The sequence below is a fragment of the Armatimonadia bacterium genome (assembly GCA_039679385.1).
Lineage (GTDB): Bacteria > Armatimonadota > Zipacnadia > Zipacnadales > JABUFB01 > JAJFTQ01.
On record JBDKVB010000072.1, the window covers coordinates 1 to 12,877 of the forward strand.

Here is a 12,877-nt window from a genome sequence, read left to right on the forward strand (position 1 = left end):
TCGTGGGCTCCGACCCGAAGGACGCCTTCGTGTGCGTCACCCCGGCCGCGAGGCTCACCGACAGGGCACTTGTGGACTTCGCCAGTTGCAGGTTCGCTTCCGCCAGCCTTACCCCGGACGCGGAGGCTGCAACCTCAGGGCGCTGCTCCACGGCCTGCTGCACGAGTGTCTGCACGTCTCCCGGCGGTGCCTCGAAGGTCACGCCTTGTGTTACCTCGAGCTCTGTGTCCTGAGGAAGCGTCAAGACACGCTTCAGCCGCGCCTTGGCGTTCTCAATGTTGGTCCGGGCCGAGATGACTTCGCCCTGGGCGGTTGCCAGCTGAGTGTTGGCCTGCACGACCTCAAACTGCGCTACCACCCCACCGTCCGCCAGCTTCTTGCTCAGGTCGAGGTGGGCGGCGACGGCTACTGCCTGCTGCTGAGCGACATCCGCCAGCTGCACAGCCCGCATCACACCATACGCCACTTCGCGAGCAGTGAGGTCCAGCGCCCGCGCTGTCACGTCTGAGCTCAGTTTCGTCAGCTCCAGGGATCGCACCGCCAGGTCCTGAGCCCGCTCAATCCGCTTACCACTGTAGATTGGCTTCACCAACTGGAGTTGCTCGGTCGCGATGTCGGCGCTGCCAAGGCTCATGGACTTGCCCTCGCCCAGACTCACACTGGCAATCGGCCCTCTGCGACCATAGGTGGCCGACGCGGTCAACTGGAAGTCATCGAGCCCGAAGGCCTTGCGCACTTGCGCCTCGGCCTGCCGGATGTCTGTTGCATCGATGCCCAGCTCGAGGCTGTTCTTCACGGCCAGAGCCGCAGCGGCCTCGGGCGTCACAGCGAGAGCGTGACCTGACTTGGTGGTCACAGCCGTCGTAGTCCCGGTAACGCCCGTCGTAGGAGCCTCAGGTGTCGCCACAGCGACGCGGGCGGGTCGGATCACGGACTGGCCTGACGGTGCAGCCGCCGGTGCGCTCGTAGTCGAGCTTGGTACAGGCGTGACTCCGGTGGTAGCCTCGGTCGCGACAGGTTCGGGCTGCTTCGGTGCTGCCGGCGTCGCTTCCGCCGGTGCCTGGGCGATGGTCAGGGGCACCGCAGAGATCACCTTGACCGCGCGGACTCCAATCTGATCCTTAGCCGGTGCAATCGCAGGAGCGGGTGTGATCCTTGCCGCTGGAGCCTCGCTGGTAACAGTCGCCGGTGCTCGAGTCAGGCCCGGCGCGACGACTACCGGGGGCTCGGCGCCGGACAGCACCACAACCCCCGGGAACCCGGCCTCGGGTGCCGAGGCAGTGGAGGTCAAGGGCCTGATGGTGACCGCAGGCATCTGCGGGCCGCTCGCCGTCGGCGAGACTGCACTTGGTCGCGACGTGATGACACCCGGCCGCGCCTCCCGAGGAAGTGCAAGGCCGGTCGAGGTCGCCGTCGGCCCCGACACAACTGCGCGCGCAATCGTAGTCGGCCCCGGAGCGGGCTCCGTGGCCTCGGTGGGCGCCGGGCCCTCTGTGCGCGTCGTGCGCGTCAAGCCGGCCGCCCAGACAGACGAAACGGTCGCAAGGCAGCCTAACACTGCCCACAACCGCAAGGGATGGTAATACCGAGTTCGCACCGAACTTCCTCCTCACCCGTCTTTGCGGGTGGTTTCATCTTCCTGGTCTGCTTCCGCCGCGCTGGCAGCCTCAATCAGAGGCATCAGGTCCTTCACGATTCCCTCCAAGTCCTGGAGGCGCGCAAACAGTATCCCGTGTCCCGACGGCCCCTGGAGAACCAACAGCTTATCGCCGGGGTTGATTCCCAGTTTCTCCCGGACGGCCGCCGGAATCACCACCTGCCCCCGTTCCCCCACCGTCACAGAACCCTGAAATGCATCATCAAGCGACCTTGGCATGCCTTCTCGCCTTTCACCCATCATTTCGCCGCCCTTCATGCATACATGAAATGCATGAATCACCGACGCGTATCATTCTACCCGGGTTCCCGGCGATGTCAAGCAGTGTTCCCCCACCCTTCGACTGGCACCACTCAGGTTCTGCAACATGGCCGCAAAAAACGGGCTGGCCTCGCCGCGTCAAGGTCGGCGAGGCGGGGCGCCTCCCGGCTTGACCGCGCCCTGGACGAGGGGTAACATGGCCCTGTCCCGCACCCGGTGGGACGAAAGGAGTCCCGACATGAGTGCTCTCGTGAGCGTGGTTCACGGCGACGATGTTGCTGCCCTGCTCGATCAGGCGCTGTGCCTCCTCGGCGGCATCGGCAAGTTCGTGAGCCCCGGCGATGTCGTCCTGATCAAACCCAACAGCTTCTCCAAACAGGTCCCCGCCAACGGCAATGTCGCCAAGCCGGAACTCGTGATCGCCCTCGCCAAGCTCGTGCGCGATGCCGGTGCCAGGCGCGTCGTGGTCGGCGAGCGCAACAAGGCGGCCTTCGTCGCCAACTTCGAGAACAGCGGCGTTGAGAAGGTCGCCGAGTTCCTCCCCTTCGAGGATGCCGAGACCGTCTCCGTCACGGTGCCCAACGCCAAGGCGCTTCAGACCACCGTCACAGTGCCCAAGATCCTGCTGGACTGCGACAAGCACATCACGGTCCCCGTGGGCAAGACCCACTGCGGCGCCGGAGTCACTGCCTGCATCAAGAATGCCATGGGCCTCATGGTCGGCAGCGAGACCATCAAGTCCCATGCCTACGGGATCTGCAATGTCCCCCTGGACATCAACACCCTCAAGTGGCCGGTCCTGGGCGTCGTCGACATGATGGTCTCCCAGGAGGGCAACTTCCCCGGCCCCACGATGACGCCCGTGCCCATGGGTGTGATCGTGGCCAGTGGCGACATCATCGCCGCCGACGCTACCTGTGCGCGGTTGATGGGCTACGATCCGCGCGATGTGTGGATGATCCGCTCCGGTGCACTCCGCGGCCTTGGGAAGATGGCCGAGGAGGATATCACCGTCGTCGGAGAAGACATCGCGCGTGTGGGCAAGAAGCTGACGGGCGTCATCTTCGATCCCACTGAGTTCGGAGACCGCGTGAACTTCTGCGTGGATCTACGCTGTCGTTTCTGCGCGCAGGACGTAACCTCCTTCCTGCGCAGTGACGCCGGCAAGGAACTTATGGACAAGCTGGGCCGATTCAACGTCGTCGTCGGCCCGGTGCCCGAGGCGAAGATCGACGAAAGCCTGCCCACCCTGGTCATCGGCAACTGCAACGCCTGGCTTATGGACCTTGGCCCCTTCGTCCACGGCTGCCCACCGGCGGTGTGGCAGATTGCCCAGCAGGGCAAGCGCCTCCTCTAGTCCCCGCCCTGCACCAACTGAGCCCAGAAGCAAAGAGACGGCCCTTGTGGGTCGTCTCTTTTTGCTGTGCCGTCCTGGTTGCCCGCTCGGCGGGCCTTACTTGATGCCCTTCAGGTGTCGGTCGAAGAAGGCGAGGGTCATCTGGTCGACCTCGCGACTGGTCGGCTCCGTGGGAGTCTGCGGCCCCCATCCATGCCCACCACCCTTAACCGGGACGAAGGTCGACTCTACGCCCGCCTTCTGCAGGGCGGCGTAGAGCAACTCGGACTGGTTGAAGGGCACGGTCTGGTCCTTGTCCCCGTGGAAGATCAGGAAGGGCGGATCGTTCTTATCTATATAGGTTATCGGGTTGGCCGCCCGGCACTTGTCGGGGTTGTCTGCGATGGGGCCGCCGATCAGGAGGGCTTCCGGCGAGTTGGCCCCCATGTGGTTCATGGTGCTGGGGAACTTGCCGATCTGGGTGAAGTCCGTCGGGCCGAAGAGGTCGACCACGCACTGCACTGCACTGGAGAAGTCGGGGTTACCGCCGGGTCCTTCCAGCTCCTTGACGCCGCCCGAGGTGCCCAGCAGCGCCACCAGGTGACCTCCGGCCGAGCTTCCCCAGCAGCCAATCTTGTTCGGGTTGAGGTGGTACTTCTCAGCGTTGGCACGCAGGTAGCGGATCGCCGCCTTGCAGTCCTCGATCTGCGCCGGGAACTGCGCCTCGCGACTGAGGCGGTACTCGAGGCTGGCGGTGAAGTAGCCCCTCTGGGCCAGGGGGATGTTCCGACCGGGGTTGTTGTCGCCGGAGACCCAGGCGCCGCCGTGGATCCACACCACGACCGGCATCGGCGCCTCGGGAATCACTTTGGGCCGCACGAGGTTCATCTTCAACGGCCTGCCACCACCCGTCCCGAAGACGACGTCCGGCAGCAGCTCAACGTTGTCAGGCAAGGCGCGAACCCCCTGGGTGGGAGCAGGCGCCGGCTGGGAATGGGCTCGGGCAATCAGTACCCCCAGCGCCAGCAGCAAGCAACCGACGATCAGCGGCAACCGCTTTGCAGAACCGGGAACTCCCAGCATGGCAGCACCCCCAAAGCATTGTGCTTCGTGTCTTTGGACGCTTCGGGGGCCCGCAGGTTCTCGCAATCTGCCTGGCCCTCAGGCCTGTACACCGGCTCCGGCAAGAGCATCGGCCAGTTGCAGGATGGTCTCGATCCGCAGGTCGGCGTTGACGTCGCCCTCGTCGTTGTCCAGCAGCACCGTGAGCATCCCCAGCTTGATCGCCGGTTCCAGGTTGCGCGGGTTGTCCTCCACCAGGGCGATCTGCTCTGGTGGCAGCGCCAGCGTCTGCACGATGTGCTCGTAGATCGCCTCCTGCGGCTTGCACTGCCAACCGTTGTACTCGATGTCGAAGACGCGCTGGAAGTGCCGACTGACGCCGAGGGTCTGCAGCACCTTGCGTGCATAGACCTCGGTGGCGTTGGTGAAGACGTGCAGCTCGGCCTGGAACCGCGACAGCATCTCCGAGAGCTCCGGCGAAGCCTCCAGACACCCGGCGGGGTCGACCTGACTGACGGCCCAGTCATACAGCGGCTTGGGCGGCAATCCGTACTCAGCCTCCAGGCCCTTGGCCGTCGTCCCGTACTGCCGCCAGGTTCGGACTCGAAGCGCATCGGCCTGGGCAAAGGGCAGGCCCAGGTTGTCCATGATCCACTGCGTGATCCGCTCATCCACCACCCGCTGCAGGCCGGCGGAGGCGTCGTAGAGGGTATTGTCGAGATCGAAGAGAATAGCGTGGATAGTGCGGGGCATGGCTGAAGCATAGCGGCAAACCTGCGAGCCGGTCAACCGACCCGTCGCCCTGGCCCGCGCCGAAGGGGCACGCGCAGGAGGCAACGCCATGGAGTACCTACAGCAGAAGAACCTGCGGGAGATCGAAGGGCTCAATCAGCGTGGCGGGCCGACGCTCAGCTTCGTCGATCTGGTTCGTGCGGGAACGATGAGCCCCGAGTTGGTGGCCTACTGCTGGACCGCGATCGCCCGGGGCGCCTCCTTCCTCACTGCCGCCGGTCCCGGTGGCGCGGGCAAGAGCACGGTGCTGGCCAACCTGCTCGGGCTGCTTCCTCCGCACGAGGAGATCGTCACCGTCACCGACCCGCAGATTGTCGATGACACGCTCCCCAGTTGCTACCTGGCGCACGAGATCGGCGCCGGCCACTGGTACGGCTACATCTGGGGTCGGCAGGTCGCGGACTTCTTCGGCCTGATGGCCGGTGGCAGTCGCATCGCCGGTTGCTTGCACGCCGACGAACTCGACGAGCTGGTCCGCATCCTCACCACTCCGCCGCTGGAGGTCCCGCTTGACCACGTGAACTTGCTGGACCTCCTCCTGTTCATCCACGTCGAGCGCGGGTACCGGCGCCGCGTGGTGCAACTGTGGGAGAGCACCGACAGCGGGCACCGCCTGGCCTTTGCCTGGAACGCGGAGACGGACACGATCACCCAGACAGGTGCGTCCGTTCTCCTGCCGCGCCTCGGAGCGACGAAGGCCGACTACGAGCTTCGCCTCAACCAGGTCAACCAGATCCTTGCCGACGGCGAGGAGAGCTTCGAGGGCGTCCGCCGCGGTGTGCTGAGAGCCTACGCTCAGCAGTGAGTACAGACACGAAACCGGGGCCTGCACAGCTCCTGCGCACAGGCCCCGGGGTCCAGAGACGGTTCGGTTCTGCAGCCTCTCCCCTACTTCACCCCACGCGCCTGCAAGGCCTCAATCATGTCGGCAACCTCGTCGCGTCGCGACTGAAGCAGCGACGCCGACTTGCTGTACTTGTTCATCGCCGTGGACAGCGTGGTCGGCACGCGGCACAGCTCCTCGGCCTGACTGAGCATCTCCTGCGGAGGACGCTGGTTCGCAGGGAGCTGCCGAGCACTGTCAACCAGGCGCGACAGCAGGGCCAGGTACTCGTAGTCCTCGATGCCGTCACGGAGACATTCCAGCCGAATCGACGGCCAGGGCTTGCGCTCATTTCCGGGGTAGATCAGCATCCCGTCGCCGTTGTCCTTGAAGCTGTTGTAGGTGCCCAGGTCCTTCAGGTGGATGGGCACCTCCGGGAAGCAGGGCTTGCCTGAAGCAACATTCGGCAGGCCGTCCCAGTAGCACACGCACCAGTACAGGAAACCAGTGGCTCCTGCCTGACGAAGCTGCCAGAACAGCAGCCGGTGGTCGGTCGCCGGCTGGTCGATGAAGAAGTTGGCATAGGGCGGCTTCGGCGAGCAGCACGTGTAGGCCCAGAGCGTGTCACCCGCCGCCAGTCGCTCGCGGTAGAAGTCGGAAGTCAGCGCCGGAGTCAGCGGGCACCAGATGTCGACCAGGCCGGCAAGCTGACGCGGGTTCGGGTCACCGATCGTCTGCATGATCGGGTACCCCGGCGCGGACTCATGGATGCGTCGGTAGCCCTCTGCAAGGAAGGGGTAGTCCTTCGCGCCGGGCTCGTCGTAGCCGTACACGTGCAGTTGGCCGGGCAGCTTCTGACGCTCCCACTCCTTCGCATACGCCGCCACCAGTTGCGCGTGCTCCGCCGGTCCCTTCTCGGCATCGACCCTACCCAGCGAGACCGAGGAAGGCACGCGGAACACGCTCATCGACAGCGGCGAGAAGTACTTCGGAGCGACCTGCTCGACGGTCTGGTGCAGGGCGCTCAGGTCAACCTTCAGCTCCCCGTTCTCTTCCTTGTGGGACACGTACTCGGCGCCGATATTCTTGACCCCGAGGCGGTACTTGCCCAGGAACTCGCACCACTCGCGGAACATCTCGATGGGCATGTTGTCCCGGTAGGGCGCGGTTCCCCACCACCACTTCGACAGGGTGCTCGCGTACAGCCCGAAGGCCGTTGCCAGCGTCCCGGGCCTCGGCAAGGAGAAGGACCTCACCCGCAGTTGCACTGGCACAGTCACTGCACTCTTGTCGCTGCGCAGCGTGACCGTACCCGAGTACACGCCCGGCTGAGTACCCGCAGGGACCTCCGCACTGAACCACAGGGGCTGGCGCTGTCCGGCAGAGACGTCCACCGGTCCCGCCGGAAGGAGCGGATCGGGCCACCATCCGACGAAGTCCGTCGGATAGTCAGGCTTCGCGGTCTCGACGAAGCCAACTCGGTACCAGGTCAGCGGCACTTCGCCACCAGGGCCCTTCAGAGCCGGGGCTACCACCTTGAGGCCCTTCACGTTAGCGGCACCGGGGATGACCACAAGCTGGAAGGACTCCGTCTCATCACCGGCAGCCGTTAGCGCGACCTTCTGCAGCGGAACCTCGCCCTGCACCGGCTCGGTCTGTGGGACCTTCTGGAGTGCCGAGGTGACGACCACCCGGAACTCGCCGGTGGTTGCCGCAGGCTCGAGAGTGAAGAGACCTTCCAGCGCCACCTTGCGCGCCTGCTCCAGACGGTCCTGCAGCCCGGCCAATTGCTCGAGGTTGATCTCCGAAGCCGGATCGGCCATGCGGTCCGCCTCAGCCTTGGCCTCGGCGATCAACTGCTCCACCTTCGGCAGGTGCGAGGCCGGAACGGAGATCTGCTTGAGCTCTTCCTGCAGGGCCGTCCGAGCCTGGGCGAACTCCGCGAGCCGCTGTGTCAGCCCGCGGCGGTAGTAGGGAGTAAGGTCAGGGGTCAGAGTGACATCGCCCAGTCGTCCGGCGTTCTCGGAAGCTCCCAGTGACCAGGTCACATCCTCGCTGCGAGAGGCGCGGTGGAAGGCCAGGTTCAGCCCCCAGACCTTGCCTACACTCAGATCGAGGTCCAGTGCCGAGAGAGGTATCGAGACTTCGGCAGACCAGGTGTCGCCGCTGATCTGCACCGCGCTCTGAGCGCCGGAGTCCCAGACCTGCCCATCGCCACGGGTGGCAAGGACCGTTCCCGCAGCATTGACCTGGAGGCGGAAGGGGTTCTTGCGCTGATGGCTCGGGTCGAGCTGCAGCTCCACGTAGTCACCGGCGACGGTCTGCTTGCCCGGCACCAGACCCTTCACAACAGACAGCGGGCCCGTCTTCGGACTGCGGAAGGCCACGTAGACTCGGTTGTTGTCATAGGCGACCCAGGCCCGAGGCTGCGGATCTGCCAGGCCTGTCCCCGGCTCCACCACGAAGGTCCGGACGCAGTTGGCCGAGGTCCAGCAGTCGTCGCTCAGGTGGCCGTCGATCAGAGGCGTGCCTGCGGCGGCCGTCATCTCCGGCGTTCCCACCAGGGCCACATCGTCGTACCAGGTGGTTCCCTCGTCACCGGCGTAGAGCGCGATGCCCATATTCACGGCGTCGGGCGGCACCGGCACATACTGCCGCACGTAGGTCCAGTCCTGGGCGGTTGACGGCACCGGCACCGGGACAAAGCCCACGTGGCCCTTGTCGGCGCGGTAGAAGTGGCAGCCGGTCCCGATGGGTCGGGCGCGGTCGATGCGGATCCAGTAGGAGAAGATGAGACTGGAGCCGCCCTTCACGGGCACGGTGTACTTCATCCACTGCTGCGTCGCCTTGCCGGACGGATGGGGCTCGTCGCTGATGACCGCACCGCTGGCCTTGCCGGAATGGAAGATCCCGCGGTCGAGGCGATGATGCCCCCACTTCTCGGGCTTGGGCGGGAAGGGATCCCAGAAAGTCGGCATGTCCGTCCCTTCCTCGAAGCCGCCATTGCGGACGAGGGTGTACAGAGCGCTGACCTCGGGCGCGATCGGCTGCATGGGGGCAGGCTCCTCTCCGAAGGCCATGCCGCTTGCCACCAGAAGGGTTAGCAGCAGGCCGGGCAGGATCACCGCAGGTGCGTATCCAGGGGCAGGTCGATGCATGACTGACGTCCTCCCGGGTGTGCGCACAACTGGCTCACTAGCCGCTGCGCGCTTCGTCGTTCTTGGTCTCTTTGGCCGCACGCGCGATGGCTTCTTCCGCCACCCGCGCGACTTCCTCAGGCCTGGCAAGGCAACTGAACTCAAGGGGATTCGGTGTTGCCACAAAACGCAGGCTCCCGACGGCGCCGCCGGTCTTGACGACCTGGGTCACCTTCTCGAGCTTCACGCTGTGGACCTCGATGCTCTTCCTGCCACTGCGCACCAGGGCCCGGCGGTTCGTGATCATGTACTCGACGTTGGGCTCTTCGGCCGCCGCAACGATAAGGGGGCCGAAAGCCAGTGCAAAGCCGACCGCCATGAAGGGCAGGCCCCACAGCGGGAACAGGATACGGAACACGAGACTGTCCGCCGGCTTGCCGCCGAGCGCACCCGAGGTGCCCAGGAAGGCCATTAGGGTCCAGAAGGCTGAAAAGGTGAAGAAGACCATCCCGAAGCAGCCTCGCGGCCAGTTGCGCAGGATGTAGCGCGAGCGTACCGGTCGGCCTTGCCACTGCACCGTTTCGCCCGGCTCAAGCTTCTCCTGCAGATGAACCGCGAGATCCTGCGGCCAGCCCTCATAGCTCATGGTAAGGTCCTTCCCCTGTGAGCTCGCTGACGCCCCCTTCGCCAAGAGTTGTGCGATCCCTTGCAGCAGGCAGGATTCCGTCCTGGCACCGGGGAAGCTAGGAACTGAGGTTCCTGATGCTCCTACTGGTGAGGTGCTCAACATGACTGCAAACTTCGAGCCCGTCAGGCTATGTTTGGTGGGCGTATCCAACTTCGCAGAAAGCCACGCCGGCTCCGTTCGCAAGATGGAGGAGGAGGGCTTGGCCAAGCAGACCTGCGCCCTCGTCCGCAGCCCGCAGAAGTACGCCGACGCCGTGGCCAAGTACCAGGAGCGCGGTGTGAAGGTCTACTTCACACTCGAGGAGATGCTGCGCGAGGAGCAGGGCAAGACCGAGCTGATCACGCTGCCGATCGCCATTCCCGACCACGCCGCGGTGTCCATCGCCTGCATGGAGGCCGGGTACAACGTTCTGTGTGAGAAGCCGCCTGCTGCGACCATCGAGCAGATCGACGCCATGATCGAGGCCCAGAAGCGCACCGGCAAGATGTGCGCCATCGGGTTCCAGAATCAGTCCAAGAACACCGTCCGCGCGCTCAAGCGAGCCATCTGCGACGGCCGCCTCGGTGACATCCAGCACATCGAGACCATGGCCACCTGGGTCCGCCTCGAGACCTACTACGAGCGCAACGACTGGGCGGGCAAGCTCCTCTTCTTCGGCAAGTACTGCCTCGACGGCAGCGCCCAGAACGCCCTGGCCCACTACCTGTACAACGGGCTCTACTGGGCTTCGCCCAAGTGGCTGCACGCCGCCTCGCCGGTCAAGGTCCGTGGCGAGGTCTACCATGCACACCCGATCACCAGTGAGGACCTGTCCGGGATTCAGGTCGAGACCGACACCGGCGTCCTCGTGACCTACCTCGTGACCCTCGCCGGCTGGGAGCACTCTGGCCCGATCTCGAAGGTCTACGGCACCAAGGGCTGGGCGGAGTGGGCGATGAGCGGCTCGACGGTGTTCCACTTCGATGATGGCACCACAGAGACGGTGGAGTTCGACGGCAACGCGGAGCACCACGAGGTCTTCCGCAACGCCATCCGCTACCTGCGCGGCGTGGATGCGGAGCTCAACTGCCCGGTCGAGATGACCCGGCCCCACACCGTGGCACTGAACGCGGCCTTCGAGTCCAATGGTGCGCCGCAGCAGATTCCGGCGGAGTACGTGACGCGCGAACCGCGCAACGACACGATCTTCACGGCCATCAACGACATTCCCGAGGTCATCCGACAGGGCTATGAGCAGGGCAAGCTCTACAGCGACCTGGGAGTGCCCTGGGCCAGGGCAACGCGCTGGGTCGACACACGGGACTACCGGGCCTTCAGGCCTTCCTTCTAGCGACACCGAAGCAGACCAAAGCCGCCGCAGTAGCCGCACGAGAGTCTCGTCGCCTCGGTTGACGAGAAAAGGTGTCGGCCTGCGGCGGCTTTTCTGGTATCCTTGGGCCTTGTGCTGGCGATCTGGCCGGTGAAGGTACCTGCAATCTGTGAAGACCTGCCTGTGGGGATGACCCTTTGGATCTGTTCGGTTTCCTGCTCGCCCTCGTGTCGATGGTGCTCTTCGGCCTGTACATGGTCCCGCGCAAGCTCTGCGGTCTGCGGGACTTTGCTTTTGTCCTGAGCATGTGCGTCGGCACCGTCGTGTCTACGCAGATTGCGGCGCTGCTGGTTCATCGCGGTTGCCTGCCGCCGGTAGCTCCCGGAGCTGCCCTGCTGGCGCTCTCTTCCGGGCTGGTATGGACCCTCGGGATGCTGTCCTACACCCTCTCCGTCACCCACATGGGCCTGGCCCTTGCGACACCGATCAAGAACACCACGGCGGTAGTCGGAACCGTCTTCGGCCTGGTCGTGTTCTCCGAATGGAGAGAGACGAGTCCCTGGCTGGCCCTGGTTGGTAGCCTGCTTGTGGTGGCCTGCGCGGTGATTCTGGCGCAGACCGGCACGAAGAACGGGAGCAAACCGGAAGGACCGGAGGAGGCTGGAGAGGGCGCCGGCGAGCCGGAGCGCAGTTCCGTCAACGCAGCGGGCGTGTTCTGGGCGCTGATGGCCGCCCTAGGCTTCGCCTTCTACGCGGTACCCTTCAAGTTCGCGCAGCGGGCCGGTCTGGACAGCTACACTCTGACCGCCCTGACCGGTCTGGGCACCCTCCCGGGCGCCGCTTGCTTGTTTCTGTTCTTCAGCCGGGGTCGTCGCGGGTGGCTGCGGGCGCCGCTGTCGGATCACCTCTATGCGGCGCTCTGCGGAGTCATCTGGTCGGCAGCCACCGTCACCATGGCCGAGGCAATCCTGCGCATCGGCCTGGCAGTAACCTGGCCGGTAACGAACCTCAACACCATCGTGACCGTGGCCGCAGGCATCCTGTGGTTCCATGAAATCGATGCCCGCAAGCATGCACGGACCATCGCCATCGCCATGGTCTGTGCCACCGTCGGTTCCCTGCTCCTGGGAGTGGCCCGTGGATAGCTCCATCCAGACCTTCCTGTCCAGACTGCGTTCGCGTCTCACCTGCGGCCGCTGCCTGTGGCTGCTCCTGGCCCTCTCACTGCCCTTGGTCCACCTTGCCCTCGACCCGCTCACTGAGCCCGCACGACAGGCAATGTTGCGGGTGCCCGGCCTGGGCTGGGTCATGGAAGTCGTGCGCTGCTTCGGCAAGTTCGAGACCCAGACGGCCATGCTGCTCACTGCCTTCCTGGTGATGTGGCTCGCCCGCTGGAAGCCTGCGAAGCGCTGGCTGCTTGTCACGGTCCTTGCACTGCTGGCGACCGCGATTGCCACCAACGGCCTCAAGCTGATCGTGCGCAGGGAGCGGCCCAAACCGGTGAGCAGCCAGATCACCACCACCAATGAGATACAGGACATCGCCACGGGCAAGCGTATGTCCTTCCCCTCCGGCGACACCGCCTCCGCCTTCGCCATCGCCCTTGTACTGGGCGCTTTCGTCCCCTCGCTGGGGCCGTGGTCGGTGCTCATGGCCTGTCTGGTGGGCGTCTCGCGAGTGTACTTCGGCTGCCACTACTGGGCGGATGTGCTTGGGGGAGCGCTGGTCGGCGTCGCGATGACGGTCCTGGTTCTGCGCTCTGCCCGTCGGCGCGGCTGGCTCCCAGAGCCGAGGTAGCCCGGCAAGGGATTC

12 protein-coding genes are annotated in these 12,877 nt (G+C 65.2%); 6 read left to right on the plus strand and 6 right to left on the minus strand.

Annotated features, from left to right (window positions below):
- Positions 1-1,081 (minus strand): TolC family protein (locus ABFE16_08140; protein MEN6345264.1); only part of this gene is annotated, 1,081 nt, incomplete at its 3' end.
- Between the two features lie 67 nt (positions 1,082-1,148).
- On the opposite strand from ABFE16_08140, the gene ABFE16_08145 reads away from it, so the two are divergent.
- Entirely contained in the window at positions 1,149-1,583 is a 435-nt protein-coding gene (locus ABFE16_08145) for a hypothetical protein (GenBank protein MEN6345265.1), read from the plus strand.
- A gap of 26 nt (positions 1,584-1,609) precedes the next feature.
- On the opposite strand, the gene ABFE16_08150 is transcribed toward ABFE16_08145, so the two are convergent.
- Positions 1,610-1,897 carry an AbrB/MazE/SpoVT family DNA-binding domain-containing protein gene (locus ABFE16_08150; GenBank protein MEN6345266.1) on the minus strand — a complete coding sequence of 96 codons (288 nt, stop codon included), beginning with the start codon at positions 1,895-1,897 and terminating at the stop codon, positions 1,610-1,612.
- 259 nt (positions 1,898-2,156) lie between these two features.
- Here ABFE16_08150 and ABFE16_08155 point away from each other — a divergent pair, with 259 nt between their 5' ends.
- Positions 2,157-3,275: a DUF362 domain-containing protein gene (locus ABFE16_08155; protein ID MEN6345267.1), complete on the plus strand. Its 1,119-nt coding sequence runs from the start codon at positions 2,157-2,159 to the stop codon at positions 3,273-3,275.
- Positions 3,276-3,371: 96 nt separating this feature from the next.
- Here the strand turns inward: ABFE16_08155 and ABFE16_08160 are convergent, their stop codons facing one another.
- Positions 3,372-4,337: an alpha/beta hydrolase gene (locus tag ABFE16_08160; protein ID MEN6345268.1), complete on the minus strand. Its 966-nt coding sequence runs from the start codon at positions 4,335-4,337 to the stop codon at positions 3,372-3,374.
- Between the two features lie 78 nt (positions 4,338-4,415).
- Complete coding sequence (locus ABFE16_08165; GenBank protein ID MEN6345269.1) at positions 4,416-5,069, minus strand: pyrimidine 5'-nucleotidase; 654 nt, start codon at positions 5,067-5,069, stop codon at positions 4,416-4,418.
- Between the two features lie 88 nt (positions 5,070-5,157).
- Between ABFE16_08165 and ABFE16_08170 the strand changes: the two genes are divergently transcribed.
- Positions 5,158-5,913 (plus strand): hypothetical protein, encoded by a 756-nt coding sequence (locus tag ABFE16_08170; protein ID MEN6345270.1) that lies wholly within the window; start codon positions 5,158-5,160, stop codon positions 5,911-5,913.
- A gap of 83 nt (positions 5,914-5,996) precedes the next feature.
- Here the strand turns inward: ABFE16_08170 and ABFE16_08175 are convergent, their stop codons facing one another.
- On the minus strand, positions 5,997-9,089 hold the full coding sequence (locus ABFE16_08175; GenBank protein MEN6345271.1) for a glycoside hydrolase domain-containing protein: 3,093 nt from the start codon (positions 9,087-9,089) through the stop codon (positions 5,997-5,999).
- 37 nt (positions 9,090-9,126) lie between these two features.
- Positions 9,127-9,714 carry a hypothetical protein gene (locus tag ABFE16_08180; GenBank protein ID MEN6345272.1) on the minus strand — a complete coding sequence of 196 codons (588 nt, stop codon included), beginning with the start codon at positions 9,712-9,714 and terminating at the stop codon, positions 9,127-9,129.
- Positions 9,715-9,856: 142 nt separating this feature from the next.
- On the opposite strand from ABFE16_08180, the gene ABFE16_08185 reads away from it, so the two are divergent.
- The 3 genes from ABFE16_08185 (at position 9,857) to ABFE16_08195 (ending at position 12,862) form a co-directional block, all read left to right on the plus strand.
- Positions 9,857-11,086: a Gfo/Idh/MocA family oxidoreductase gene (locus tag ABFE16_08185; protein ID MEN6345273.1), complete on the plus strand. Its 1,230-nt coding sequence runs from the start codon at positions 9,857-9,859 to the stop codon at positions 11,084-11,086.
- Positions 11,087-11,262: 176 nt separating this feature from the next.
- Entirely contained in the window at positions 11,263-12,210 is a 948-nt protein-coding gene (locus ABFE16_08190) for a GRP family sugar transporter (protein MEN6345274.1), read from the plus strand.
- Positions 12,203-12,862, plus strand: coding sequence for a phosphatase PAP2 family protein (locus tag ABFE16_08195; protein ID MEN6345275.1), 660 nt, complete (start codon positions 12,203-12,205; stop codon positions 12,860-12,862). Before ABFE16_08190 ends, ABFE16_08195 begins: the two co-directional genes overlap by 8 nt.
- Positions 12,863-12,877 lie beyond the last annotated feature (15 nt).